Raw genomic sequence first — 25,967 nt, 5'->3', positions numbered from 1 at the left:
TAAATTTTTCCTGTTGTCATTATATTGATAGTTGTAACGATAATAGCATAAAAATTTTACATCGTCAATTTATTCGTTACATCTTTTGCGTACTTAAGTTAAATCTCATTTTCTTCATCTTCAATTGTTTTACCTTTTACATAACCCACAATATCCACACAAATGGCGTAATTTCCGTCAACCCGGGTTAAATTCCGGTTGTAGTAAGGATCATTCTTGATATAGTTCAACCAGTGATCTTTCATGTATTTGATTTCACTGTTAAAACGCTTGTATTTTGAATAGGTATCTTCAGCCCCTCGGGATTTTGATTCATAGTGATAAAGCTCTACATCATGCAGCCAGACATTGAATTTTCCGGCTTCGTAAAGTTTGAGACAGAAATCCACGTCGTTGAAAGCAACCGTCAATTTTTCTTCGAATCCATTGACCCGGTCAAAATCTTCCCGTTTCACCATCATACAGGCGGCCGTCACGGAGGTATAGTTATTGGTGGTGACCAGTTTTCCAAAATAACCATAATCCCCCCGGGGGAATCCCACATGTCCATGACCGGCAACGCCGCCCATTCCCAATAGAACGCCTGCGTGCTGAATGGTGTTGTCGGGATAATAAAGTTTTGCCCCGACTGCCCCAACATGTTCCTGCTGCGCATAACTGACCATTCGTTTCATCCAGCCTTTGGTGATCACGGTGATGTCATTATTTAAAAACAGTAGATATTCGCCTTTCGATTCCTTAACCGCCAGGTTATTTATTTTTGAAAAGTTAAACGGAATATCAATTCGCACAACCTTAAACTGCTGCGGATATTTTCTGGTATAATACTCAAACAGTTTGAAGGTGTCTTCTTTTTCACTGCCGTTATCGGCGACGATAATTTCAAAATTCTCATAGATCGTTTTTTCATAGATGGAATCAATACAGGCTTTTAAGTCAGCAGCATTATCCCGGGTGGGAATAATCACCGATACCAGGCCTGCATTGACAATTTCATACTCAATGTTATAGACGCCTGGGAAGGCTCCATGACTGACCATCCCTTTTATTCCCCGTCTGTCCAGAGCATCTTCCAGAGACTTAAGACCAGCTTCGAAGGCATAACCTTTTGAATCCGGGTTGACGGCGGTGGAATTACTGATCATCCGCCAGTGATACAAAATCTTTTGAATATGGAAGATCTGATTCGTTTTTTCGGTGAAACGCAGCACCAGATCGTAATCCTGAGCCCCTTCATAGCCTTTTCTAAAGCCGCCGATCTCATCGATGATGGTTTTGCGGTAGACCCCAAAATGGCAAATGTAATTGGTCGCCAGCAGAATGTCGGGCGCCCAGTCGGTTTTAAAAAATGGCTGGCTGCGTTTATTGTCCTCACTTAGCTTATCTTCGTCGCTATAAATAAGATCTGCTTCCGGGTGTTCATTTAATAATTTAACCACTTCGTAGAGAGCAAATTCGGCCAGAGTATCGTCATTATCCAATAGACCCACAAATTCTCCAGTGGCGATCGCCAGGGCTGAGTTGGAAGCCTCTGAAATATGACCATTTTCTTCCCGGTAAACCACCTTGATGCGAGAATCCAGCATTTTAAACTCTTCCAGTAATGGTTTTATATGGGCATCCGTCGAATTGTCATCGGCAATGCACAACTCCCAATTTTCGTAATATTGATTTAAAACCGAATCAACGCAGGCCCTGAGCCATTGTTCTTCTACATTATACACCGGCATAACAATGGAAACCTTAGGTTTATATGAAAAACCACTGATTTCTGCCAGAACTTTTTTCCTGTCATAATCTTCATGAACGTCAATCCAAAAATCATAGTTTTCCTGATTCTTATATTTCAGTTCAAACTTGATTTTTCGGATCGTATTTTTTAAGCCGTTGCGACTGAGATATCCAACAGTTCGGGTTGTCACACCAGCCAATCGTTTGGCATTAAACAGATTCGGCTTTTTTAAATAATCGTAATTCTTCTTCAAGTTAATCGGCACAATGCGAATATTCGTGTCATCTGTTAGTTTAAGTTTTAGTTTTTCACCATAAGTGTTTTTATCAAACTCGATAATAAAGCCAACCTTGGCATCATCAGGCAAGGCATACTTGTTATTGACGTCGATCCGGAAATCCCGTTTAAACTGAACCCCGACGGCTTCTCTTCCCAATAAATAAAGTTCGACCGGCTCTTTGGTCTTGGTATTAAAGGCCCAGCCCTGAACCGTGGCACATTGACTTGCTTCATCCTTGACAATCTTGTCGATAAAATATTTAATTTCTTCCTGCACAATAACTGATTTCTTTCTCATTCCCATAACCTTTCTTTTAAACTAAACGATTTCCCATTGGTGTTCCATATGAACCAGACCCTCGGTAAAATAGTCAGCTACTACCGCAATTACAAAGGCCGCTGTTTCATAGTCCAGGTTGACAATGCTCTTATTGGTAAAAAGTCCGATGTCTACCTCGTATTTTCCACCCAGCAGAGGCAGCTTGGGCACGACATAACGGACATGATGGATTCCTTTTGTTTTTGGGATCGTCACCCCATCCAAATGGGTGTTTGGACCAAAAATATATTGGCGGTCGATGGTGTAAAAGGCCACCCCCACCAACGGCTCGCTTTTTATATCATCGTACAGTTCATACTCAATATCCACGATAAAATCATCAAAGGTGTTCAATGTTTCTTTATTACAGCGCATCGCCGTGATTTTTCCCAGATGGGCTTCAATTTCGTAGTTATCCTGTAGCTGTTTGCCCTCTTCAAGAGCCTTCTGTTCCATCGATTCTTTTAGCATTTCACTTTCATACATGTCAATGACGTGGGTGACCTCATCAAACATCCGCATTTCGCCCTGATCAATCCACACTGCTTTGGTACAGAAACGTTTGATTTGTTCCAGGGTGTGTGAAACAAAAAGTACTGTTTTTCCCGAAGCTTTAAATTCTTCCATTTTGTTGATGCACTTGATCTGGAATTTTGCATCACCAACAGCCAGAACTTCATCGACAATCAATATTTCCGGATCGACATTAATGGCGGTCGCAAAGGCCAATCGGGCAAACATACCGCTGGAATAAGTTTTGACTGGCTGATAAATGTACTCGCCAATTTGCGCAAAATTGACAATATCATCCAACCGTTCATCCATTTCTTCCTTGCTGTAACCCATAATCAGACCATTGGAATAGATGTTTTCGATTCCGGTATATTCGGGATTAAAGCCGGTTCCCAGTTCCAACAGGGCGGACACCTTGCCGTCAACAGTAACATTACCTTTACTCTGGGTTAGTACGCCAGAAATAATCTTCAGTAAAGTCGACTTTCCTGATCCATTCTTACCCACAATCCCAATCGATTCACCCTTTTTTATTTCCAGATTGATATTGTTCAGGGCATAAAATTTATGATGGTATTCTTTTTTCTTAAACAGACTCATGGATTCTTTTAGGCGATCCATCGGCCGTTGATAGAGCTGATATATTTTTGTAACGTCGGCTATTTTAATTGCCACATCTGACATAATTTCCTCCACTGATCCGTGATCAACATTTTCTATAAGACATCAGCAAAATGAGGTCTTAATTTCCGGTATACCGCAATTCCAATTAGCAGCAATACAAAGCTAAAACCCCAGAAATATGCCGTCATTACCGGGTGTTCCCAGAACCAGCCTGTTCCAAAAAATGCCTCCCGATATCCCTGGACAATGTAGTACAAAGGGTTTAATTTCATAATCCATAATAGATTCTCAGGATATGTTTCAACAGGTACTACAATTGGTGTGCCCCAAAAGAGCACCTGCATCCCAACATTAATAAATTGTAGAATATCCGTAAAAAACGGTTGAAGCGATGCAGTTATCCAAGTTAGACCCGTTAACAGAACCATTAGGCAAAGCAGATAATACAAAATCTGAATAAAGTGCAGTGACAATGAATGATTGTAGATGAGTAACATCACTATTGCAAAACCAATAAAGAAAATATGGGTATATAATGATGAAATTATTTTTACTGTCGGTAGGATCTTAATATTAAAGGTCACTTTTTTAACCAGATAACTGTATTCCCGAAAACAATTGGTGCCATTGACAAATGATTCAGAAAAGAAAAACCAGACAATAATACCAGTGATGAGATATAAAATAAATGGTACACCATTAGTTGGTGGTGATTTTAATCCCACCCCAAAAACAAACCAGTATACGGCAATGTTAACCGTCGGCTGTATAAACGCCCACATAATCCCCAAAAACGAACCGGCGTACCGGGACTTAAAATCATTGATGGAAAATTTCTGAATCAGTTTCCGATTTGCAACCAAATCTCTGATATAATCCATTAAATCTTTAAACAAATACAAACTGACACCTCATTCTTATTTTAAATGAAAAAGCACAAAAACTGTGCTTTTTCATTTACATCTATTCTACTTTTTCTTAGTTTTATTTTTTTCCGTACATATTTTGATAATACTGCTGGTAGTCACCCGACTTCACCTGTTCCAGCCATTCCTGATTGTTTAGATACCATTCAATGGTCTCAACAATTCCCTGTTCGAAGGTGTAGGATGGTTCCCAGCCCAGTTCGGTGGTGATTTTGGTGTTATCAATGGCGTAACGACGGTCATGTCCCAGGCGATCCTCGACATAGGTAATCAGTTCTTTGCTGATTTTTGAACCATCATTATCAATTGGGTATTTCCCGGAGCGGAGCATTTCCCCAACATTTTCAATAATTAAATTGACAATCTCAATATTCGCTTTTTCATTATTGCCACCGATATTATAGACTTCCCCAGCCACCCCTTTTTCCAGGATGGTGTCGATGCCACTGCAATGATCTTTAACGTGGAGCCAGTCTCTGATCTGCATGCCATCGCCATAAACCGGCAGGCTTTTTAAGGCCACCACGTTAGAAATCATCAACGGAATCAATTTTTCCGGAAAATGATAGGGTCCATAATTATTGGAACAACGACTGATGGTGATTGGCAGCTTAAAGGTCTGTCCATAGGATCGGACCACCAAATCAGCACTGGCCTTGGATGCCGAGTAAGGACTGTTGGGCGCAATCGGGGTGGTTTCGGTAAACATCCCGGTTTTTCCCAGGGCCCCATAAACCTCATCGGTGGAAACCTGATGATAGCGAACACCGTCCCGATAGGTCGGGTAGCCGCAGTCATCTTTTCCGGTTTGCCAGTGATTTTTGGCTTCATCCAAAAGCACCAGGGTTCCCATCACATTGGTTTTAATAAAGATCTCCGGATCTTCAATGCTGCGGTCAACATGGGATTCGGCAGCAAAATTCACGACCGTATCAAAATTATAGGTGTTAAAAAGATTCTGAATAAACGGCCGGTCGACAATATCCCCACGTTCAAAAACATAATTGGGATTCTTTTCAATATCCGTTAAGTTTTCCAGATTTCCAGCATAGGTTAACGCATCGACATTAACGATTTTATAATCCGGGTGCTGATCGAGCATGTATTTTACAAAGTTTGAGCCAATAAATCCGGCACCACCGGTGACTAATACTGTTTTCATGATTACTCCATTTCTATCTCTATCAAATTCAATCTATTCAAATCTTAAGCTATCTCGGATCTCGCTTAAGAAGGGCAGCTGTCCGTCTTTTTCTGAAAGCAGCACCTCATCGATTGTATCAAGCGGCCACTGGATCCCTACTTCCGGATCATTCCAGCGAATTCCGCCATCATATTCCGGGGCATATAAATTAGTGCACTTATAGTTAAACACGGCTTCGTCAGAAACCACTAAAAAGCCATGGGCAAAGCCTTCCGGGATATAAAACATGGTCTTGTTTGCTTCAGTCAGCAACACCCCGGCCCATTGCCCATAGGTGGGTGAGCCATTTCGCAGATCGACGGCGACATCATAAACCTCGCCCCGGGTCACCCGTACCAGTTTTCCCTGGGAGAATTTGGTCTGAAAATGCAGCCCCCGTAAGACGCCTTTACCGGATTTAGATTCATTATCCTGAACAAAGCGCATCGTTAAACCGGCTTTGTGAAATTCTTCTTCATTGTAGGTTTCCATGAAATAACCACGATGGTCGCCAAAAACCGATGGTTCAATGATCACCAGTCCGTCAATTTTTGTCTTAATTACATTTATCTTTGCCATCAGTCCACCTACTTGCCTGTCGCACGCTGAATCAGATACTGACCGTAGGCTGTTTTCTTCAGCGGTTCTGCCAGTTTTAACAACTGTTCTTTATCAATAAAATTTCGTAAGTAGGCAATTTCTTCGACACAGCATACATAAAGCCCCTGTCTTTTCTGGATCGTTTCAACAAAATTGGAGGCTTCAATTAAACTATCGTGGGTACCGGTATCGAGCCAGGCCATACCACGACCAAACAGTTCCACCTTTAAATTCCCCTGTTTTAAATAGGTTTCATTAACTGTGGTAATTTCCAGTTCCCCTCGTTCCGAGGGTTTAATATTTTTGGCAATCTCTACTACTTTATTATCATAAAAATAAAGCCCCGGCACCGCAAAATTGGATTTTGGATTTTCCGGTTTTTCTTCAATGGAGAGGACGGTTCCATCTTTAGCAAACTCAACCACCCCATAACGTTCCGGATCGGTTACCGGGTATCCGAAGATAACTGCCCCACTTTGCAACTCTGCCGCTTTTCTGATGGTATCCGTAAAGCCATGACCATAGAAAATATTATCCCCTAAAACCAAGGCAACACTATCGTCCCCAATAAATTTTTCACCGATAATAAAGGCCTCGGCCAAACCATTGGGAGCTTCCTGGACTTCATAGGCAAAATTCAACCCCAATTCCTCCCCGGAACCAAAAAGTCGTTCAAACATCGGGAGATCGTGGGGTGTGGAAATAATTAAAATATCTTTAATCCCCGCCAACATCAAGGTTGCCAGGGGGTAGTAAATCATTGGTTTATCATAGATGGGCAATAATTGTTTGGACACTGCCCGGGTGATGGGATAAAGTCGGGTGCCGGAACCTCCGGCTAATATAATACCTTTCATAATAACCTCTTCTCTTGTAAATTATTTTCAGATTCCTGGCGTACCGTAAGTTCTGAGGCGGGTTGCCGCAAAACCATGAAGGGTACGCTTTTAAATGCTTACTTCGTTAAATTATCCAGATATTCGACCAAGGAAATCTGCCAGGGTCTGAACTGGTTCAGCTGCAGGTCGTTTAGCGCTTTGTTCTCCAACACCGAGTATTTAGGTCGGGGCGCTGGCCGGACAAACTGCTCGGAGGTTACCGGCTCCACCGGGATGTCAATCCCTGATAAGCGGAAGATCTCGATGGCAAAATCGTACCAGCTGCATTGTCCTTCACAGGTGCCGTGATAAATGCCGTAATGATCGGTATGGATTAAATCAATAATCGCTGCCGCCAGATCAACGGTGCTGGTCGGCGAACCGATCTGGTCATTGACCACCGTCAATTTTGGATGTTTTGAAGCCAGCTCCAGCATCGTTTTAACAAAGTTGTTGCCGTCTCCATACAGCCAGGCGGTGCGGACAATAAAATACTTGGGCGCTATTTCAGAAACGGCTTTTTCTCCAGCCGCTTTGCTTTCGCCATAGACCGTTTTGGGATCAGTGGGATCGGTTTCCCGATAAGGCCGTACCGCACCTGCTTCAATAATCCCACTCCCATCAAAAACATAATCGGTCGAAACCTGAACCAACACAATATCCCGATCCCGGGCGATTTCTGCTAAATATTGGGGGCCAGTCGCATTAATGGCCATGGCCAATTCTTTTTGGGTTTCACAGCCGTCCACATTGGTCAGTGCCCCACAATTGATGATCACGGTTGGCTGTTCACTGGTAATAATGGCCGTCATTTTTTCTTTATCAGTAATATCAAACTCGGGAATATCATATCCAACAAAGTCAATCTTTTTTTTCGCGAGTTGCCGGGTTAACTCCCGACCCAGCTGTCCATTGGAACCGGTTAATAAAATTTTCATATTTCACCTTATTTCATCATTCTTTTTACTGTTATTTTTTTCTGATTTTTCGCTGTTTTTATGCAGTTAAGCCATAAAAATTCATTGTCATTATACTTGATATCCCCATAAAAGTCTATTTTTTTCTAGATTCTTTCAGGTATTTAAGATTATTCCGTTACCCACATAATCCTGTTTTTCCCACAATTTATTATTTCCTTAATAATATTCAATGTTTTTTTAAGCAAATTTATGGTATTATTGGTTGATATGATTTTAGTTCGCTAATTTGAAAGGAACCTTCATGAAAAAGAAAATAATTTTAGTCATCCTGTTTTTGATCGTCTCATTAATAGGCACTGGACTAGTATATGGCTTTAATACCATCAGCCAGATAAATGAAATGGTCGCCGAACCCAAGATGGATGAAACCGAATTGGCCGTCAATAACGACCTCGATATCGATACCGTCAATATTGCTGTTTTTGGCGTTGACGGACGCAGCGACATTGAAGGGGATCGTACCGATACGATTATGATCGTCTCCATGGATTTCCGCAACGGCAACATCAAGGTCACCTCAGTAATGCGTGACTTATTGGTTCAGATACCGGAAACCAAAGACACCTATGAAAGTCTTGATAAAATTAATGCTGCTTATGCCTATGGCGGACCGGAACTGGCTGTTAAAACCCTCAACGAGAATTTTGATTTAAACATTAAAGATTATGTCATTGTTAATTTCGATGCGATGGTCGATACCGTTGATGCCCTGGGCGGGGTCGAAGTCAATGTTCAGAACGAAGACGTATTGGAATGGACCAATAAATATATTGACGATGTCAACGACAAAGTTGGCAAGGCTGACCCCTATTTGGAAACAACGGGTGTTCAAACCATCACTGGGGTTCAGGCCCTGGCCTATGCCAGAAACCGCTTTAGTGACGATGATTTCCATCGAACCGAACGACAGCGGGAAGTTGTCGGACAAATTGCTGACAAAGCCTTCAATATCGATATGACCACCGGCCTCAGTCTATTAAGCAAGGTCTATCCCTACATCAAAACCACCCTTTCAATTAGCGAAATCACAACCTATGCCAAGGCCTTTTTAGACTCTCCGGACAAGCAATTTCTGGAGTTCCGATTGCCTACTGACGCCCATGCAACCACCGCCATGATCAGCAGTGTTTCTTATGTGGTACCAACCAGTCTGGTGGATAACGTCATTGCCCTCCATGCCTTTATTTATGGACCCGTTCAGACGACCACCACAACGGACACCGCATCAACCAGCGGCAGTTCTACCACCGCAACACAAAACGCCAGCGCTGACAGCACCTCCGCCAGTACTGGTAATCGAACCAACGTCAGCGCTCCCACCACCAGTTCAAACACCAGCGTTTCATCAGGCACCAGCTCGGGTTCTAGTAACTATACAGCTTATGTGCCATCAGCCCGGGTCAAGGAAATCAGTGATGCCATTGCCTACTTCGCAGGTACCGGCTCATCCTCATCCTACACTGATTCCAGTTCCAGTGACAGCAGCAGTGACTATTCCAACTCCAGCAGTTCGGGATCATCCTATTCCAACACTGAGTCCTCAGGGTCCGGTTCGTCGGGAAGCTCCAGCGGTTCGGGCGCTTCCAGTTCGGGCGGCAGTTCTTCAGGATCTGATTCCAGTTCAGGTGACTCTGCTTCTGGTACTGGTACTGGTACTGACTCTGGATCGGGCTCCAATTCAGGCAATGATTCAGGCTCAACGGATTCAGGTACCACCGACAATAGCAGCGGTAGCGATGACACGTCTTCAGAGAGCAGTAATTAGTGCAGATTATTTTACTAAATCTAATTATAAAAACTTATCAAACCTAAACGTATAAAGGCGTTATCCCAAGCATCGGGATAACGCCTTTCTTTTCTTCTTTTACTCTGCTAACACCTGTGATTGTAACGCTTAGATTAAATCCGTTACCTGCTGTTTAAGCAGATCCTTCTTTTCTCCAGCTTCTTTTGCAGTCTTCCCGGTTACCGAGAAATAAATCTTTAGTTTTGGCTCAGTTCCTGATGGCCGCAGGGCAAACCAGGAATAGTCATCAAAAACAAATTTTAGAACATTTGATCGGGGCAGATCAATTGTTGTTTTCACTCCCGAAACCATGTCCGTGCTGATGCCTGCTTCATAATCGTTAAAACAAATCAGTTTGGCATCGGCAAAACCTGGAAAGCTGACTTGTCTGAATTTTTCCATAATTTGATTAATCTTTGTTTTCCCCTCGATTCCCTCAAGGGTCAAGGCCACCACATCTTCGATAAAATAACCATGTTGTTTATATAACTCAATCAGGGCTTCGTAAAGAGTCTTACCCTGTTTCTTATAATAATCGGTCATTTCACAAACCAGGGCTGAAGCAACCACGGCATCCTTATCCCGGGCATAATTGCCCGCCAGGTAACCATAACTTTCTTCGTAACCAAAGGCAAAGGTATAATCGCCGGTTTGTTCAAAATCAGTCATGCATTCACCGATGTATTTAAAACCGGTCAGAACATCTAAAACGCCAGCACCATGCGATTTGGCCACAAGCCCACCCAGTTCACTGGTAACGATCGTTTTAATCACCACCTTGTTATCCGGCAGATCGGTGCGGGTTTTAAGATAATAATCAACCAAAAGGGCCCCGGTTTGGTTGCCGGTAAAGACTTCAAACTCCCCTTTTTGATTTCGGCCTACCACACCAACCCGATCACAGTCGGGATCGGTGCCAATAATAATATCGGCACCACATTCATCGGCCAACGCCATGGCCAAGGTAAAGACAGATCGGTCTTCCGGGTTGGGATAGGGTGCGGTCGTAAAATCGCCATCCGGCAATTCCTGTTCTGGTACTACCGTCACATGCCGATAACCGAGTTCTGCCAACACCCGACGCACCGGCTGATTACCAGATCCATGCAGTGGCGTGTAAACAACTTTCAATTCACTGTTGGGATTGGGCTTGCAAATAGCGGTAACCGCTTTCGTGAAGGCATTATCCATATTTTCACCAACCATTTTGATGACCTTTTGATTACGGCCTTCTGCCAATGTCATCATCGGAATGCCAAAAACATCCGGTATCTTGGCGATTTCGGCAATCAGGGCATCCGCCGAAGCGGTTACCATCTGACCGCCATCGGGCCCATAGACCTTGTACCCATTATATTCCTTGGGATTATGGGACGCTGTAATCACAATCCCGCCAGCGGCTCCCAGCTCGCGGACAGCAAATGACAGTTCCGGAGTGGGCCGCAGTTCTTCAAAAAGGTAGGCGGTAACGCCCATTTTACCCAGCACCCCAGCGGCCGCTTCCGCAAATTTTCGGGAGTTGTGACGGGAATCATAGGCAATGACGACCCCCTTTTCCCAGTTCTGAATATCCTGCCGCAACAAGTACTTTCCTAAGCCATACGTCACCTTGGCGACGGTGTAAATATTCATGCGGTTCGTGCCAGCACCCATTTTCCCCCGCATGCCACCGGTGCCAAATTCCAGATCGGTATAGAAGCGATCTTCAATTTCTTTTTCATCGGTGATGGCTTCCAATTCCTGCCGGAGTTCTTCACTGAGTTCCAACTGATCTAACCAGTTTTGATACGCTTTTTTATAGTCCATCGTGTTCCTTTCTCCAATCCATTACGGATGAATGTCTCTGAATCGGGGCATCGGCCCGTTTTCATGCCAGTCGGAATCGGCTGTTTATTTGTCGTTTAACAGGGTTTCTAAATACCTTTTAAAATCTTTACCCAGTTTACCGTCTCTTAAACCATATTCCACCGTGGCCTGGAGAAAACCCAGCTTGTCACCCACATCATAGCGTTTGCCAGCAAAGTCGTAGGCAAACATTTTTTCCATGGTGGCCAGGGTTTTTAGTCCATCGGTGAGTTGAATTTCACCGCCAGCCCCCTTACCAGTGTGCTCCAGCACCTCAAAGATCCCCGGGGTGATAATATACCGTCCCAGGATTGCCAGGGTTGATGGTGCCGTGCCGATGGCCGGTTTCTCAACCAGATCGTTAACCTGAAAGACCCGGTCACTGACCGCCTCACCGGATACGATTCCATACTTGTCGACCTGATCCGGCGCCACCTGCTGTACCCCGATAACTGAGGCTCCATAGGCATTGTAAACATCGACCATTTGCATCAGGGCTGGGTTTTCATCGTTATAGACAATATCATCCCCCAAAACCACCGCAAAGGGTTCATCGCCCACAAATTCTTTAGCACAAAGGACTGCATGCCCCAGACCTTTGGCTTCTTTCTGTCGCACTGAAAAGATTTTTGCCATGTTGGTAATGGCTTCCACCTGCTCCAGCGCCGCAGTTTTGCCACCGGCTTTTAACAGCGCTTCCAGCTCTGGCACCTTATCGAAGTGGTTGATGATGCTGTCTTTATTGCGGCCGTTGATTATCAGTATCTCCTCAATTCCTGATGCCACAATCTCTTCAATGATATACTGAATCGTTGGTTTATCCACAATTGGCAGCATTTCTTTTGGCACTGACTTGGTAATTGGTAAAAACCGGGTACCCAATCCTGCTGCTGGAATCACCGCTTTGCGTACTTTTTTCATGCTAATTTATCTCCCTTTCTGGAATCCCCAAGCCTGAATATATAAAGCCTCTAGGCGGTTCATCGCCAAACAAATTTCTGAAGTCAAAGAAAAAGCGATCTTTCATCACCGTGCGAACCCGCTCCTGATCCATCCCTTTAAACTCCCGCCAACTGGTAATCAGCACCAGGGCATCGGCATCTTGAGCCGCTTCATAAACATTGTGACAATAGCTAATCTCATCTTTTTCGTTATGTAACCGCCATTTGGCTTCCTGATTTCCTTCCGGACAATAAATCTGGATCCTGGCCCCAGCGGCAACTAAACCCTTAACAATATTAATCGAGGGCGCTTCCCGCATGTCAGTCGTTTCCGGTTTGTAGGACAAACCTAAAATGCCAATGGTTTTTCCGTCCAGATTGCCCATTGTCCGCTTAATTTTTTCCACCATCTTGTTTTTCTGTTTTTCATTGGCTTTAATGGCACCTTTAAGCACCATAAAATCTTCGCCATAGGCTTTAGCGATTTCCACCAGGGCCTTGGAGTCCTTAGGCAGATCGCTGCCACCATAGCCCGGACCGGCTTCCAGAAAGCCTTTACCAATTCGCTCATCCCGACCCATGCCATTGGAAACATCGAGAATATTGGCATTGGCATTTTCACACAGCAAAGCCATCTCGTTAATAAACGAGAGTTTGGTGGCCAGAAAGGCGTTGACCCCATATTTGATCATTTCTGCGCTCTGGGGATCCGTAATCACATAATTCTCTTCCCGGACGTGAAGACTGTCATAAACACTTTTTAACCGTTCCACTGCTGCTTTTGAATCCGATCCGATCACCACCATATCCGGTACCAGACAATCCTTGATCATCGAACCTTTCCGGGCAAAATCAGGATTGCTGATCACATCAAAGGCAATATCTGCTTCCCGTTCATCCAGCGTTTTTTGAATGGTCTGTTTTATGATCTGACAGGTACCCGGGGGAACGGTGGATTTAATCACCACCGTTATCGGGGTTTCCATATGGTTGCCAATGCTCTGGGCAATCGGCTTCATAAAGCGCAGATCTGGAAAATCATGATCATTGGTTGGCACTTCACAGGTAATAAAAATAATCTCACTTTTTTTGATAGCGCTTTGAATATTCGAACTGAAGTACAAGCGGCCAGTTGATACTGAGGTTGACACCAATGCTTTTAAGCCCGGTTCATAAATTGGCAATTCGCCTTCGGATAACATATCGATTGTTTCCTCATCGGTATCAACACAGATGACATTGACGTCCGAGTCGGACAGAATCGAGCCGTAGGTTATTCCTAAAATACCCAAACCAATAATACAAATATTCATTCTTTATCCTCCGTTTGCCATGATCGCTTAAGTTTTCTCTCCATTGCAGCCTTGTTCATTCTCACTTTAACCATTCCTCGATTGACACCCAATGGTCTTAACTTTCAACTTGAATTATAGCACAAAAAAAAGCGCATTAAAATACTTGCCCCAATAAAAAAAGACCGCCGGGATCCCTGATCGAATCCCGATGGTCTTTTTATTATAAATTGTTTAATTATAAACCTTCTTTTGAATTGATACGAGCAATTGCTCTTTCCAAAGCTGCCTGAGCCCGAGCCGCATCATACTTGTCGTCCTTAAGACGTTGTAGTGCCCGCTCTTTTGCTTCCTGAGCCCGTTTAAGATCAATTTCTTCCGGCCATTCAGCTGCATCGGTTAAAATAATGGTTTCTCTGGGATTAATGGTGGCAACGCCCCCTAAAAGGGTGCCGCTTTTACTTTTTTTATCGCCAAAAATAATATTAAAGGTACCAATGGCTACTGAGGTTGTCAGCGGTGTATGCTCTGCAAGCACGGCAAACTCCCCTTCTGTTCCCCGGATGACAATACGCTCGATATCATCGTCAAAAAAGATACCGGTTGGAGCAATGATTTTTAATCTGAACGTTTCAGCCATTAAAACTCACCTCAACTAACCTTTGATTTTTTTTGCTTTTGCAACTGCGTCTTCGATCGTCCCAACCATCAGGAAGGCACTTTCTGGTAAATCATCATGTTTTCCTTCAAGGATTTCTTTGAAGCCCTTGATTGTTTCGCCAATGGTTACATAAACCCCTGGAGTACCGGTAAACTGTTCCGCAACGTTAAATGGTTGAGAAAGGAAACGCTCAATTTTTCGCGCTCGGGATACGGTAATTTTATCAGCGTCTGATAATTCATCCATCCCCAAGATTGCGATAATATCCTGCAGTTCTTTATAACGTTGTAAAATTTCCTGTACTTCACGAGCCGTGTCGTAGTGATCCTGTCCAACAATTTTGGGATCAAGAATACGAGAAGTGGAATCCAATGGATCTACTGCTGGGTAAATACCTTTTTCGGTGATGGCCCGGTTAAGTACCGTGGTGGCATCCAGATGGGCAAAGGTAGTCGCTGGTGCCGGGTCAGTTAAGTCATCGGCAGGTACGTAAACAGCCTGAACCGATGTAATTGAGCCCTTGCTGGTAGAGGTAATTCGTTCCTGTAAGGCACCCATTTCAGTTGCCAGAGTTGGCTGGTAACCAACCGCACTTGGCATCCGACCTAAAAGCGCCGATACTTCTGAACCCGCCTGGGTAAATCTAAAGATATTATCGATGAACAGCAGTACGTCCTGACCTTCCTGATCACGGAAATATTCTGCCATGGTCAGACCAGTTAAGGCAATACGCATTCTGGCTCCTGGTGGCTCATTCATCTGACCAAAGCAGAGGGATGTTTTATCAATAACCCCAGATTCCATCATTTCGTAGTAAAGGTCATTTCCTTCACGGGTACGTTCACCAACACCGGCAAAAACGGATAAACCACCATGCTGGGTTGCAATATTGTTAATTAGTTCCTGGATCAGTACGGTTTTACCAACACCAGCACCACCGAACAGACCAATTTTACCACCTCGAACGTAAGGACAGATCAGGTCAACAACCTTGATGCCGGTTTCAAACATTTCTGGTTGGGTTTGTTGCTCTTCAAAGCTGGGTGGATGACGATGGATTGGGTGCATCGTCACGCCAGTCGTATCAAAGGGTTTTCCATCGATTGGTTCACCCAAAACGTTAAACATTCTGCCAAGGGTTGCTTTCCCTACTGGCACGGCAATTGATGCTCCAGTATCTACAGCTTCCTGATTTCTGACCAGACCATCTGTAGAGTCCATTGCAATACATCTGACAATGTCATCTCCAAGTTGTTGAGCTACCTCAACAACCAGGGTGTGTCCATTGAGTTCAATATTTACTGCGTTGTTCAATTTTGGCAGTTGATCTTTTTGAAACTTGATATCGACAACTGGTCCAATAACCTGAACAACCTTCCCTATATTTTGGGCCATTCCCTATAACCTCCTTGTGCAAATTAATTTGCACTTAATAATTTTCTGTCTGGCAGGAATTGTGATCCTGCCCTATGCAAATTGTTATTATTTCAATGCTTCCGCCCCACCAACAATTTCAGAAATTTCCTGAGTAATTGCTGCCTGACGGACACGGTTGTATTTCAGTGTCAAACCATCGATCATCTCATTGGCGTTGGTTGTTGCCGATTCCATGGCGGTTCGACGGGCACCTTGTTCACTGGCGGCACTTTCGATCATTGCGCCATAGACGGTGCTACTGACAAAGTTCGGAATCAGCTGATTTAGCAGCTCTTCCGGATCGGGCTCATAGAGCATGACGGTAAGATCTTTGCTTTTTCCTTCATTTTCGACCGCTTCCACTTTTTTTGCCGGTTTGAGATCTTCCACGCTGAGAGGAAGTAATTTCATGAGGCTGGCATGTTGTGAAATGGTAGAGATAAATTTGGTGTAGACAACATAAACTTCGTCATATTCGCCTTTTTTAAATCCTTCCATCACTACTGCCGCCACTTCCCGGGCATTAAAAAAGTTTGGTCGTTCGGAAATTCCGAGATATTCACCCTGAATCGTGTAGTCGCGGTTTCTGAAATGATCCCGACCACGAGATCCAACGGCATAAATATAAGCATCTTCTTTGTTTGTTATGTGATCCTCAACCAGTTTGCAAACATTGGCATTGTAGCCACCAGCCAGACCCTTATCACCAGTCAGGACAATATAGGCAACTTTTTTAACGTCACGCTGGTTCATGAAAACATTTCGGGTGCTTCCACTTTTTTCAACAATGCGTCCCATACTTTCAATCATGGCCTCAAAATAAGGGCGACGACCTTCGGCCAGCTCACGGCTTTTTCGCAGTTTAGCCGAAGCCACCAGTTCCATGGCATGGGTGATTTGCTTTGTACTGTTTACACTTTTTATCCGACGTTTAATATCTTGTACATTTTCTGCCACTCAGAATCACCTCCGCTGACAATCTATACAGATTTACTGAAAACTTTTTTATAAGCCTCAATACATTCAGCAAAACCTGCAACAACCTCATCCGAAAGGCCATCCTTACCTTTTGCTTTAGCCATGATTTGTGCATAATTCTTCTGGGCGTATGCAATCAGACCTTTTTCAAACTCACGAATATTTTTAACTTCAATATCTAAAAGGAAACCATTGGTTGCTGCATAAAGAATCAGAACCTGATCCTCAACATTCATTGGATCATATTGATCCTGTTTCAGGATCTCAACGATTCGTTCCCCTTTTGCCAGCTGAGCCTTGGTCGCTTCGTCCAGATCTGATCCAAATTGGGCAAATGATGCCAACTCACGATATTGAGCGTACTCAATTCGCAGTGGTCCGGCAACCTTTTTCATGGATTTAATCTGAGCAGACCCCCCAACTCGCGATACCGAAATCCCCGGGTTAACGGCTGGACGAATACCGGAACGGAAAAGTTCAGCTTCCAGGAAGATCTGACCATCTGTAATCGAAATTACATTGGTTGGGATATAGGCCGAAACGTCACCTGCCTGGGTTTCAATAATTGGCAGAGCAGTGATCGATCCGCCCGCTTTAAGCTTGGCAGCTCGTTCAAGAAGCCGTGAATGGAGGTAAAATACATCCCCTGGATAGGCTTCACGTCCTGGTGGACGACGGAGAATCAGGGACATGGCTCGGTAAGCAACCGCATGTTTTGATAAATCATCATAAATGATCAGAACATCTTTTTGTTCTTCATTCATGAAATATTCCGCCATGGTAACCCCAGCGTATGGTGCCAGGTATTGCAGTGGTGCCAATTGTGAAGCACTGGCTGAAACAACGATGGTATAATCCATGGCGTTGTTTTCTTCCAATTGTCCCACGATCTGGGCAACGGTTGATTCTTTCTGGCCGATGGCAACATAGATACAGATAACATCTTCACCTTTCTGGTTGATGATGGTATCAATCGCCAGTGCGGTTTTACCGGTTTGTCTGTCACCAATGATTAACTCACGTTGACCACGGCCGATGGGAATCATCGAGTCAATCGCTTTATATCCGGTTTGGATCGGTTGATTTACTGATTCACGTTCGATTACCCCCGGTGCTTTAACCTCAACGGGACGATGGTGGTCAGTGGCAATTGGGCCTTTTCCATCAATGGGGAAACCCAAAGCATTAACAACACGGCCAATCATGGCGTCACCAACTGGCACTTCCACAATACGACCGGTACAACGAACAATGTCACCTTCAACGATGTTATCATCATAACCTAAAAGAACACAACCGACGTTATCTTCTTCAAGATTTAATACCATCCCGTAAACCTCGTTCGGGAAAGCTAAAAGCTCACCTGCCATAGCATTTTCAAGACCATGAACACGGGCAACCCCGTCTCCAACTTGAATGACCGTACCGACATCGACGACTTCAAGCTTATCTTGATAACGCTCTATTTCATTTTTAATAATTTGACTTATTTCCTCTGGTCGGAGATTCAACTTTACTCACCTCTTTTTAATGTAGTCTTAGACTGTTCATTTGTGTTTTCATTTGACTTAACTGATTTTTGATGCTCCCATCAATTACCTGATCCCCAACATAAACCACTGCACCACCAAGAATTGAATCATCGATGACATTTTCAAGAATCACCTTTTTATCAAAACGTTTGGCCAGGTTCGCTTCCAAGGCGACCCGCAGGGCTTCGTCCAAGGGCACCACGGTTAGAACCCGGGCTTCCACTGTGTTTTTATAGGGTAACACCAACTGTTTGAATGTATCGTGGATTTCTAACAGAAATTCGAAACGATTTTTATCCAAAAGAATGTTTAAAAAATTTCTCAAGTACTGATTATATGAGTCTCCAAAAACCCGGCCAAGAACACCTTTCTTTTCAGAAGTATTCATTGAAGGGGTTAACATCAGATTCATTAATCCGGCTTCAGACTTGAAAAGATCAATGACCGAAGAAAACTCATCATACATTCCATCAACAATGTTTTTATCGACGGCAGTGTCGAATAAGGCCTGGGCATATCTTTTCGCTACTAAACTCATTTAGCTTCCCCTACCTTATCGATAAAGTCAAGAATCATCTTTTCATGCTGTTTCTGATCCATGGATTTGTGGATAATCTTTTCAGCTGCAAAGAGTGACAGATCCACGATGTTTGATTTAACCTCATTCATCGCTTTACGTTTTTCAACTTCAATTTCAGCCATGGCTTTTTCCATGATCAGTTTTGCATCAGCATGAGCTTTTTCGATAATATCGTGTTTTTGAGCCTGTGCTTCCACATTTGCATCACGAATAATTTCACGTTCTTTGGAACGGATATCCGCCAATAATGTTTCGTATTCCTGCTTTAATTTCGCTGCTGCGGCATTCTTTTCGGTAGCACCGACGATTTCAGCCGAAACATCCTCTTGTCTTTTTGCAATAATATCTTTAACTTTTTCGTAAAAGAATTTTTTTAATAGCAAAAAGAAAATGATAAAGTTAACGATCGTTGCCGCCAAGAGTTTTAAGTCAATTCCAACTAAGCCTGCGTATTCAACCATAATGTTATAGCCCCCTTTCTAATTCATAAGCATTAACGTATTTCATTACAGAATCACCTATTAACCAAGAAAAGGATTGGCAAAAAGTAAAATCAGTGCAACAATCAAACCGTAGATACCAGTGGTTTCAGCAACCGCTGCACCTAAAAGCATGGTTCTAACGATGTCACTTTGCGCTTCCGGCTGACGACCAACCGCTTCAGCACCTTTACCAGCGGCAAAACCCTGACCAATACCAGGTCCTACCCCAGCGATCATCGCAATACCGGCACCAATAGCTGAGCATGCTTTAATAAAATCTAAACCTTCCATTTGTGTTTCTTCCTCCTAATTTCAACCGAAATTTAAAATTATTTTTAATTAACCAAGAAATGGGTTTGCAAATAATAAGATCAATGCAACAATCAACCCGTAAATACCAGTGGTTTCAGCAACCGCTGCACCAAGAAGCATGGTTCTAACGATGTCACTTTGTGCTTCTGGCTGACGACCAACCGCTTCAGCACCTTTACCAGCGGCAAAACCCTGACCAATACCAGGTCCTACCCCAGCGATCATCGCAATACCGGCACCAATGGCTGAACACGCTTTAATAAAATCTAAACCTTCCATAATTAAACGTTCCTCCTAAAAATTTCCTTCCCTTCTAAAAGGGATTCGTAATGAATAAATCAGTACGACAACTACCCCATGAAGGGATTCGCAAAGAGTAGAATCAATGCGACGATGAGCCCATAAATACCGGTGGTTTCAGCAACTGCTGCCCCCAATAGCATTGTTCGAATAATATCACTTTGGGAATCGGGCCGAATTCCCACTGCTTCTGCACCTTTACCGGCGGCAAATCCCTGGCCAATACCAGGTCCTACCCCAGCAATCATGGCAGTCCCTGCGCCAATGGCTGAAAATGCTTTGATTACATCAATACCATCAAACTGACCGAGAAACTGCAATAAAAAATCTACAATATTCGCATCACCAATCATACCGTTTCCTCCCTTTCTCTCCCATTAATCCATAGCCCCAGAAATAAACACCATGGATAGCATTGTAAAGATAAAGCTTTGCAATAATCCTGAGAAGATATCAAAATAGAAATGGAATGGTACAGGAAGTACGATCGGGAAGAAGTACAGTCCTGCTAACGCTGAATACAGCAGTGCCATGATAATCCCGCCACCAAGCATGTTTCCGAAAAGACGGAAAGACAGAGAAACCGGGTTGGCAAATTCGCCAATGATATTAATTGGCAGCAAGAACGGCATCGGCTCAAGGAAACCCTTGAGGTAGCCTCCCAATCCCTTTGATTTTAAACCAAAGAACTGGGTCATAAAGAATGTCATCAAAGCCAGGCCAACTGTACAGTTTAAATCGGCTGTCGGAGATCTCAGACCATAGATTCCAGACGTGTTCGAAAACGCGAGAAACATAATTAGAGCAAGCATCCAAGGAGCAAACTTCATCTTATCTTTTCCCATCGTTTGGCCGACTAAACTATCCATAACCGTGACAATGGTTTCAGCAATGACTTGGGCTTTTCCTGGACGCTTTTGCATATTTTTTGTCAAAATAGCACACACAACCAGAATCATCACCATGACTATCCAGGTGTTCACAAGTGTTTGTGTGATTGGGAATCCGTAGATATACCCGTAAATTTTTGGGCCTTCCATTGTTTTTTCACCTCATTGTCCAGACGTTTTAAATTAAAAACGCCTATTGTGTTTTTGGATTTTTACGCCTCATTGATCAAGACGTTTTTTTTTGATACTGTTGTATTGATTAAAACTGAAATTTTTACGGCAACCAACCCAAGTAAAACACCAATGATGTTCACCCAGGGATTAATAATTGCCACATATATAACAACACCGGTTATCAGGTATCTCAAAAAATATCTGGTCTGAACATACTTTTGAGCCCTCGCCGATGGCATTTTCATCGCTTTGTTAAAGGTTAATTGCATGAGTCGAAAATTAAGAATACTGTAAGCGCCGCCAAAGAGCACACCCAAGGCAAAAGCCAGCGGATCTTTGGTGAGAAAACTAAACAGCATCAAACCGAGACTGACCAATCCACCTTCAATCATTATTCGTGTTTCTAAAGATAACTTGTTAAAACTCTGTATCGTTTTCATCGTTTTCATCTTCCTTCTTTATCTGATCCCGATAGTCTTGTGCCCGCTTTTTTCTGGCGGCCCGTTCTTCATCCGTCTCATTTTCTTCTGTTAATTTCTGAGCCTTTTCACTCAACCGCAGAGGAATTACATACATGTTTCGCAAACCAGCCATGACTCCCAGCACCGCTAAAATAATCACCACCATGTTGCCCGTATGAAAATAGAAATCCAGAACCTTGCCGATAAAAATCATAATGCCAACCGGGACAAGTACGGATATCCCAATCTGTGAGATCATCGCCAGGTATTTATACGGTTTCTCTTTTTCCCGCTTCATTCAACACTCCAAACCTTTACAGTAATATTTCGTTGTATTCCTGTTATTTTTTGCCATCCAATTTGTTAATTAATCTACAAACCAAAGGAAAAGACTAATATTTATCCTTTTCCGTGAAATCTTTTACATATAGTATCACAATTTTATAGACTTGTATATACAGCAATTCTATTTTTTTGTTATTTTGAATATTTTTTTTCGATGGCTGTAATTCCATCGATCCGTCGTTGATGACGGTCTCCACCAAACTCCGTTTCCAGCCAGACTTTGACAATCCGCAATGCCAGACCCTCTCCCAAAACTCGGGCACCCAATACCAGGACGTTGGCATCATTGTGTTCTCGTGACATTTCGGCCATAAACTCATTGGTGCACAAAGCTCCCCGGATACCCGGCACCTTGTTAACCGCCATGGAAATTCCCAGACCCGTTCCGCAAATTGCGATGCCCCGGTCACAATCCCCAAAGCTTACCGCTTCGCCAACCCGTTCCCCGTAAATGGGGTAGTCACAAGAATCAGCTGTTTTTGTTCCGTAGTCAACCACCTCGTGTCCCTGTTCGATTAAAAATGTTTTAACAACCTCTTTTAATGCCAGTCCACCATGGTCTGATCCAATTGCAAGTTTCATTCTTATTTTCCTTCCTATTTATATAAAGGCATAACCGGCCGCCTTATACAGACGATTAATTAATGCCAACGTTTCATTATTCAAGGGAATATCCTCGGCAAATATTTTTTCAACCCCCAATTCATCAAAGGTCCGAAGTCGTGAAAACAGGTTTTTGGCCATCTCTTTGGGATCATTTCGGCTGCCCAGAGAAATAATCAGGCCTTCCCGATAAAAGCCCATGGTTTCATCGCTGGCCAGCACCCCAATCGTCATTGTCTTTCCTTTATGATGCGATAGTGCCCGGTTAATTTTGTCCCGGATTTCTTCCGGACTTCCCTTAACCACCACCAGTTCGCCCTTGGGTGAATAGTGGGTGTATTTCATCCCTGGGGATGAAACCTTTTCCGGCACCACATTTTCGGTTACATTGGCAGAAACCGCCACCTCACCCAAAATCTCCCGTAGTTCTGCCAGGGTAATATCCCCTGGCCGCAGCACCACTGGCGGCTCCACCGTCACATCAATCACCGTGGATTCCAAACCCAGATCCGTATCGGAAGATAGAATAATACCATCAACCCGCCCATCCAAATCTTCCAGGACATGCTTTCCCTGGGTTGGGCTGGGACGGCCTGAACGATTGGCACTGGGTGCCGCAATCGGGCAACCTGCCATTTTAATAAAGGCCTGAGCAATGGGATGATCCGGCAAGCGAACCCCCACCGTATTCAGTCCCCCCGTTACTTCAGTGGGAATTGATGCCGCTTTCTCCATAATAATGGTCAACGGACCTGGCCAGAATACTTGCATCAGTTTTTTTGCCTGCTCTGGAATATTGGCAACCAATGGCTTCACATCATCCAGACTGGCGACATGAACAATCAGCGGATTGTCATCCGGTCTGCCCTTAGCCGCAAAAATCTTTTTAATCGCCTGAGGATTTAGTGCATCGGCACCCAGGCCATAAACTGTTTCAGTGGGAAATACCACCGTGCCCCCAGATCGGATTAGACTGGCAACCGCTTCCAAGTCCGCTAAAGCCGACTCATCAAGCACTTCTATATTTATTATTTTTGTTTTCATGATTGTATCCATTTTTCTTAAGTCATCATCACAACTTAAATTTTATTCAGCCTCACTTAACAGCTTTTGTTTCAGTGCCCAAAGCTTTTCAGATAAATCGACATGATACACATGGGGATTGATCATCCGCTTAAACGCTGGCCATAAACTATTTTTTTCATCTTTCAAGTGCTGTTGAATCTCTGCAATCGTCGGTGACTGATAAACACAATTTCCATTGATAAAAACCGGTACCAGCAATTCCCGAATATAATAATCATTGATGATTCGTTTTTTCCAGGTATGCACCGGATGAAAAATAGTCAGTGGTTCATCTTCATTGATGGTTTCATCTTCCAGGGTAATCAGATCCGCCAGGGCCATCCCATTACTCTTCCCATAGATGCGAAATATTTTCTTGTATCCGGGATTGGTGATCTTTTCCGGATCATTGGAAACCTTCAGTTTTGCTTTGCTGGAAATCACCGACAGTTTATACACACCACCCAAAGCTGGACAATCATAGGCGGTAATCAACTTGGTGCCAACACCCCATGAATTGATTTTTGCCCCCTGACTTTTTAAATCTTTAATAAGGTGTTCGTCCAGATCTGATGAAGCCACAATCCCGGCATCGTGAAGTCCGGCTTCGTCGAGCATTTTTCGAGCTTCGATACTGAAATAGGCCAAATCACCAGAATCGATCCGAATCCCATAGCGACCAGTAATCGCCCCTTCGGCCAAAGCTTTTTTAAAAACCTTGATGGCGTTAGGCACGCCTTTTTCCAGAGTGTTGTAGGTATCCACCAAGAGGGTGGCATTATCGGGATTGTACTTAACGTATTTTTCGAAGGCTTCCAGCTCAGTATCATAGCTCAGAATAAAGCTGTGGCTCATGGTTCCCATCGCCGGTCGATTAAGCATCGCTTCGGTTTCCACCACACTGGTTCCGGCGCAGCCACCAATAACGGCCGCCCGGGCACCATAAAAACCGGCTTCGGTTCCGTGGGCTCGGCGTAACCCAAACTCCATCACCACATCTCCCCGGGCTTCTTCAATAATCCGGGCAGCCTTGGTGGCAATCAGGGTCTGATGATTAACAATGCTCAGAATCGTCGTTTCCACTATCTGAGCTTGGATTAGCGGCGCTTTGACCCGAATAATCGGCTCCATCGGAAAAATGATGCTCCCTTCCGGAATGGCAAAAATTTCCCCTTCGAATTTAAAGTTCTCCAGATAAGCTAAAAAAGCGGGTGAAAATTCAGGATGATTCTTTTTCAGTAATGCCGTATCTTCACTGGTAAACCGGATGCCCTTGATGTATTCAATCACCTGCTCTAATCCGGCTACAACAGTGTAACCCCCGGCAAATGGGTTGTTTCTGATAAAAACGTCAAAGACTGCTTCTTCTTTTTCCTTGCCATCCTGAACGTATACATTTCCCATGGTAAATTGGTATAAGTCCGTTGCAAGCTGAAGCTTTCGGTCAAATTGCATACTAAATTCTCCTTCTTTTCACATTGCATATTATTCTACCACTTTATTAGGGTAAAATACAAACTTTTTCAATATAAATATTTGCAGGCGAATCCCGATTTTTGCCCGATTTTTCCCCGTTTTCGCTGAAATCCTTTGCTAATATTCTCCTTGTTAATAAATATACAATTGCGATAATAAATTCTTGTGGTAATTTTTGTCAAAAAAAAGAAATGCTCTCGCATTTCATTTTTTTTTACGAATTATTTTACTAATCAGCCACAACTATCACAATCGCCGCTACAATCGCTATCGTCGCAGTCGTTCCCTTTCATTTCCTCACCAAAGCCCAAAAACACAGTTTTTCCCCGCTTTTCCCGTTCCGCATAAATTTCAAGATCGCTCCAGGGCAATCCCGCCCATTTTGCCAGAGCAAAATCAGTGGGGTATTTTCCCATCATTTCGATTTTTCCATCAACAATGGTCAACGGCAAACACTCAATCCCCTTGGTCGCAATGGCTTCTTTGACAATAAAGCTTTCCATAAAAGCTGGCATATCATCCATCACATTATAACGGGTTACCGCAACGCCCCGTTCTCTTAAATCCTTTACCATATGCTCAATGCGAAGCAGATCGGCCTCGATCATCGGGTCACAAATGCCGCTGGCACAGCCAGCTGGTTCGTAAAATTCTACTTTTTTCATATTTATAACCATTCCTTTCGTTTCACTCAAGGCACAAAACGTCCTGAAACATCTTGCGTTCGAGCGTTATTGTTTTTATTCTATAGCCATAGGGATAACAGTAAACTACAAATCACGTGAGGAGGAGTA

General features: G+C 43.6%; 27 protein-coding genes. 1 reads left to right on the top strand and 26 read right to left on the bottom strand.

All coding sequences use genetic code 11. From position 1 onward, the window contains the following. Window positions 1-98 precede the first annotated feature (98 nt). The 7 genes from BI182_RS16235 to rfbD form a co-directional block, all read right to left on the bottom strand. Entirely contained in the window at window positions 99-2,309 is a 2,211-nt protein-coding gene (locus tag BI182_RS16235) for a glycosyltransferase family 2 protein (RefSeq protein ID WP_286809375.1), read from the bottom strand. Window positions 2,310-2,330: 21 nt separating this feature from the next. Then, window positions 2,331-3,527 carry an ABC transporter ATP-binding protein gene (locus BI182_RS16230; protein WP_286809373.1) on the bottom strand — a complete coding sequence of 399 codons (1,197 nt, stop codon included), beginning with the start codon at window positions 3,525-3,527 and terminating at the stop codon, window positions 2,331-2,333. A gap of 32 nt (window positions 3,528-3,559) precedes the next feature. After that, window positions 3,560-4,369 (bottom strand): ABC transporter permease, encoded by an 810-nt coding sequence (locus BI182_RS16225; RefSeq protein ID WP_286809371.1) that lies wholly within the window; start codon window positions 4,367-4,369, stop codon window positions 3,560-3,562. Between the two features lie 82 nt (window positions 4,370-4,451). Continuing rightward, on the bottom strand, window positions 4,452-5,555 hold the full coding sequence (rfbB, locus tag BI182_RS16220; protein ID WP_070371615.1) for a dTDP-glucose 4,6-dehydratase: 1,104 nt from the start codon (window positions 5,553-5,555) through the stop codon (window positions 4,452-4,454). Between the two features lie 33 nt (window positions 5,556-5,588). Further along, window positions 5,589-6,155: a dTDP-4-dehydrorhamnose 3,5-epimerase gene (rfbC, locus tag BI182_RS16215; protein WP_070371616.1), complete on the bottom strand. Its 567-nt coding sequence runs from the start codon at window positions 6,153-6,155 to the stop codon at window positions 5,589-5,591. An 8-nt stretch (window positions 6,156-6,163) separates the two neighbouring features. Then, window positions 6,164-7,033 carry a glucose-1-phosphate thymidylyltransferase RfbA gene (rfbA, locus tag BI182_RS16210; RefSeq protein ID WP_148636751.1) on the bottom strand — a complete coding sequence of 290 codons (870 nt, stop codon included), beginning with the start codon at window positions 7,031-7,033 and terminating at the stop codon, window positions 6,164-6,166. Window positions 7,034-7,131: 98 nt separating this feature from the next. Continuing rightward, the gene (rfbD, locus tag BI182_RS16205) at window positions 7,132-7,992 is read right to left on the bottom strand and encodes a dTDP-4-dehydrorhamnose reductase (protein WP_070371618.1); all 861 of its coding nucleotides are present in this window, start codon (window positions 7,990-7,992) and stop codon (window positions 7,132-7,134) included. A gap of 283 nt (window positions 7,993-8,275) precedes the next feature. Between rfbD and BI182_RS16200 the strand changes: the two genes are divergently transcribed. Beyond that, window positions 8,276-9,799, top strand: a complete 1,524-nt coding sequence (locus BI182_RS16200) for an LCP family protein (protein WP_250934390.1) — start codon at window positions 8,276-8,278, stop codon at window positions 9,797-9,799. 129 nt (window positions 9,800-9,928) lie between these two features. Here the strand turns inward: BI182_RS16200 and BI182_RS16195 are convergent, their stop codons facing one another. The 19 genes from BI182_RS16195 to BI182_RS16105 all read right to left on the bottom strand — a co-directional run bounded on the left by BI182_RS16195 (window position 9,929) and on the right by BI182_RS16105 (window position 25,838). Further along, window positions 9,929-11,626: a phospho-sugar mutase gene (locus tag BI182_RS16195; RefSeq protein ID WP_286809367.1), complete on the bottom strand. Its 1,698-nt coding sequence runs from the start codon at window positions 11,624-11,626 to the stop codon at window positions 9,929-9,931. Between the two features lie 84 nt (window positions 11,627-11,710). Then, entirely contained in the window at window positions 11,711-12,586 is an 876-nt protein-coding gene (gene galU / locus BI182_RS16190; RefSeq protein WP_286809365.1) for a UTP--glucose-1-phosphate uridylyltransferase GalU, read from the bottom strand. A 1-nt stretch (window position 12,587) separates the two neighbouring features. Then, complete coding sequence (locus BI182_RS16185; RefSeq protein ID WP_148636760.1) at window positions 12,588-13,919, bottom strand: UDP-glucose dehydrogenase family protein; 1,332 nt, start codon at window positions 13,917-13,919, stop codon at window positions 12,588-12,590. A 217-nt stretch (window positions 13,920-14,136) separates the two neighbouring features. Continuing rightward, entirely contained in the window at window positions 14,137-14,538 is a 402-nt protein-coding gene (gene atpC, locus BI182_RS16180; protein WP_070371623.1) for an ATP synthase F1 subunit epsilon, read from the bottom strand. Between the two features lie 15 nt (window positions 14,539-14,553). Continuing rightward, window positions 14,554-15,954, bottom strand: coding sequence for a F0F1 ATP synthase subunit beta (gene atpD, locus BI182_RS16175; RefSeq protein WP_070371624.1), 1,401 nt, complete (start codon window positions 15,952-15,954; stop codon window positions 14,554-14,556). An 87-nt stretch (window positions 15,955-16,041) separates the two neighbouring features. Next, complete coding sequence (gene atpG / locus BI182_RS16170) at window positions 16,042-16,932, bottom strand: ATP synthase F1 subunit gamma (protein WP_070371625.1); 891 nt, start codon at window positions 16,930-16,932, stop codon at window positions 16,042-16,044. 23 nt (window positions 16,933-16,955) lie between these two features. Further along, window positions 16,956-18,464 (bottom strand): F0F1 ATP synthase subunit alpha, encoded by a 1,509-nt coding sequence (gene atpA, locus BI182_RS16165; protein WP_070371626.1) that lies wholly within the window; start codon window positions 18,462-18,464, stop codon window positions 16,956-16,958. 16 nt (window positions 18,465-18,480) lie between these two features. Beyond that, window positions 18,481-19,023 (bottom strand): F0F1 ATP synthase subunit delta, encoded by a 543-nt coding sequence (locus BI182_RS16160; RefSeq protein ID WP_070371627.1) that lies wholly within the window; start codon window positions 19,021-19,023, stop codon window positions 18,481-18,483. Continuing rightward, entirely contained in the window at window positions 19,020-19,526 is a 507-nt protein-coding gene (gene atpF, locus BI182_RS16155; protein ID WP_070371628.1) for a F0F1 ATP synthase subunit B, read from the bottom strand. The genes BI182_RS16160 and atpF overlap by 4 nt, the downstream gene beginning before the upstream one ends. A gap of 60 nt (window positions 19,527-19,586) precedes the next feature. Continuing rightward, on the bottom strand, window positions 19,587-19,838 hold the full coding sequence (gene atpE / locus BI182_RS16150; protein WP_026393412.1) for an ATP synthase F0 subunit C: 252 nt from the start codon (window positions 19,836-19,838) through the stop codon (window positions 19,587-19,589). Between the two features lie 48 nt (window positions 19,839-19,886). After that, window positions 19,887-20,138 (bottom strand): ATP synthase F0 subunit C, encoded by a 252-nt coding sequence (gene atpE / locus BI182_RS16145; protein WP_026393412.1) that lies wholly within the window; start codon window positions 20,136-20,138, stop codon window positions 19,887-19,889. Window positions 20,139-20,209: 71 nt separating this feature from the next. Beyond that, window positions 20,210-20,512 carry an ATP synthase F0 subunit C gene (gene atpE / locus BI182_RS16140; protein WP_026393411.1) on the bottom strand — a complete coding sequence of 101 codons (303 nt, stop codon included), beginning with the start codon at window positions 20,510-20,512 and terminating at the stop codon, window positions 20,210-20,212. Between the two features lie 24 nt (window positions 20,513-20,536). Then, a complete protein-coding gene (gene atpB, locus BI182_RS16135; protein WP_286809361.1) occupies window positions 20,537-21,199 on the bottom strand; it encodes a F0F1 ATP synthase subunit A in 663 nt (220 codons plus the stop codon). A gap of 62 nt (window positions 21,200-21,261) precedes the next feature. Then, complete coding sequence (locus tag BI182_RS16130) at window positions 21,262-21,663, bottom strand: ATP synthase subunit I (protein ID WP_263992895.1); 402 nt, start codon at window positions 21,661-21,663, stop codon at window positions 21,262-21,264. Continuing rightward, window positions 21,641-21,982, bottom strand: a complete 342-nt coding sequence (locus tag BI182_RS16125) for an AtpZ/AtpI family protein (RefSeq protein ID WP_286809359.1) — start codon at window positions 21,980-21,982, stop codon at window positions 21,641-21,643. Before BI182_RS16125 ends, BI182_RS16130 begins: the two co-directional genes overlap by 23 nt. Window positions 21,983-22,161: 179 nt before the next feature. Next, complete coding sequence (gene rpiB / locus BI182_RS16120) at window positions 22,162-22,611, bottom strand: ribose 5-phosphate isomerase B (protein WP_286809357.1); 450 nt, start codon at window positions 22,609-22,611, stop codon at window positions 22,162-22,164. Between the two features lie 18 nt (window positions 22,612-22,629). Then, window positions 22,630-23,676, bottom strand: coding sequence for an L-threonylcarbamoyladenylate synthase (locus tag BI182_RS16115; RefSeq protein ID WP_286809355.1), 1,047 nt, complete (start codon window positions 23,674-23,676; stop codon window positions 22,630-22,632). A 42-nt stretch (window positions 23,677-23,718) separates the two neighbouring features. Continuing rightward, complete coding sequence (locus BI182_RS16110) at window positions 23,719-25,152, bottom strand: nicotinate phosphoribosyltransferase (RefSeq protein ID WP_286809353.1); 1,434 nt, start codon at window positions 25,150-25,152, stop codon at window positions 23,719-23,721. A gap of 254 nt (window positions 25,153-25,406) precedes the next feature. Next, window positions 25,407-25,838: an arsenic metallochaperone ArsD family protein gene (locus BI182_RS16105; RefSeq protein WP_286809351.1), complete on the bottom strand. Its 432-nt coding sequence runs from the start codon at window positions 25,836-25,838 to the stop codon at window positions 25,407-25,409. Window positions 25,839-25,967: the final 129 nt, after the last annotated feature.

It is taken from the genome of Acetobacterium sp. MES1 (assembly GCF_002237635.1).
GTDB classification, from domain to species: Bacteria; Bacillota; Clostridia; order Eubacteriales; family Eubacteriaceae; genus Acetobacterium; species Acetobacterium wieringae.
This window is presented reverse-complemented; position numbering and strand designations above follow the sequence as displayed.

Excerpts from the sequence above, each read along its gene's own strand:
- BI182_RS16235 (WP_286809375.1), bottom strand. The coding sequence starts at position 2,309 with ATGAGAAAGAAATCAGTTATTGTGCAGGAAGAAATTAAATATTTTATC.
- BI182_RS16230 (WP_286809373.1), bottom strand. The coding sequence starts at position 3,527 with ATGTCAGATGTGGCAATTAAAATAGCCGACGTTACAAAAATATATCAG.
- rfbB (WP_070371615.1), bottom strand. The coding sequence starts at position 5,555 with ATGAAAACAGTATTAGTCACCGGTGGTGCCGGATTTATTGGCTCAAAC.
- rfbC (WP_070371616.1), bottom strand. The coding sequence starts at position 6,155 with ATGGCAAAGATAAATGTAATTAAGACAAAAATTGACGGACTGGTGATC.
- rfbA (WP_148636751.1), bottom strand. The coding sequence starts at position 7,033 with ATGAAAGGTATTATATTAGCCGGAGGTTCCGGCACCCGACTTTATCCC.
- rfbD (WP_070371618.1), bottom strand. The coding sequence starts at position 7,992 with ATGAAAATTTTATTAACCGGTTCCAATGGACAGCTGGGTCGGGAGTTA.
- BI182_RS16200 (WP_250934390.1), top strand. The coding sequence starts at position 8,276 with ATGAAAAAGAAAATAATTTTAGTCATCCTGTTTTTGATCGTCTCATTA.
- BI182_RS16195 (WP_286809367.1), bottom strand. The coding sequence starts at position 11,626 with ATGGACTATAAAAAAGCGTATCAAAACTGGTTAGATCAGTTGGAACTC.
- galU (WP_286809365.1), bottom strand. The coding sequence starts at position 12,586 with ATGAAAAAAGTACGCAAAGCGGTGATTCCAGCAGCAGGATTGGGTACC.
- BI182_RS16185 (WP_148636760.1), bottom strand. The coding sequence starts at position 13,919 with ATGAATATTTGTATTATTGGTTTGGGTATTTTAGGAATAACCTACGGC.
- atpC (WP_070371623.1), bottom strand. The coding sequence starts at position 14,538 with ATGGCTGAAACGTTCAGATTAAAAATCATTGCTCCAACCGGTATCTTT.
- atpD (WP_070371624.1), bottom strand. The coding sequence starts at position 15,954 with ATGGCCCAAAATATAGGGAAGGTTGTTCAGGTTATTGGACCAGTTGTC.
- BI182_RS16160 (WP_070371627.1), bottom strand. The coding sequence starts at position 19,023 with ATGAGTTTAGTAGCGAAAAGATATGCCCAGGCCTTATTCGACACTGCC.
- atpF (WP_070371628.1), bottom strand. The coding sequence starts at position 19,526 with ATGGTTGAATACGCAGGCTTAGTTGGAATTGACTTAAAACTCTTGGCG.
- atpE (WP_026393412.1), bottom strand. The coding sequence starts at position 19,838 with ATGGAAGGTTTAGATTTTATTAAAGCATGCTCAGCTATTGGTGCCGGT.
- atpE (WP_026393412.1), bottom strand. The coding sequence starts at position 20,138 with ATGGAAGGTTTAGATTTTATTAAAGCGTGTTCAGCCATTGGTGCCGGT.
- atpE (WP_026393411.1), bottom strand. The coding sequence starts at position 20,512 with ATGATTGGTGATGCGAATATTGTAGATTTTTTATTGCAGTTTCTCGGT.
- atpB (WP_286809361.1), bottom strand. The coding sequence starts at position 21,199 with ATGGAAGGCCCAAAAATTTACGGGTATATCTACGGATTCCCAATCACA.
- BI182_RS16130 (WP_263992895.1), bottom strand. The coding sequence starts at position 21,663 with ATGAAAACGATACAGAGTTTTAACAAGTTATCTTTAGAAACACGAATA.
- BI182_RS16125 (WP_286809359.1), bottom strand. The coding sequence starts at position 21,982 with ATGAAGCGGGAAAAAGAGAAACCGTATAAATACCTGGCGATGATCTCA.
- rpiB (WP_286809357.1), bottom strand. The coding sequence starts at position 22,611 with ATGAAACTTGCAATTGGATCAGACCATGGTGGACTGGCATTAAAAGAG.
- BI182_RS16115 (WP_286809355.1), bottom strand. The coding sequence starts at position 23,676 with ATGAAAACAAAAATAATAAATATAGAAGTGCTTGATGAGTCGGCTTTA.
- BI182_RS16110 (WP_286809353.1), bottom strand. The coding sequence starts at position 25,152 with ATGCAATTTGACCGAAAGCTTCAGCTTGCAACGGACTTATACCAATTT.
- BI182_RS16105 (WP_286809351.1), bottom strand. The coding sequence starts at position 25,838 with ATGAAAAAAGTAGAATTTTACGAACCAGCTGGCTGTGCCAGCGGCATT.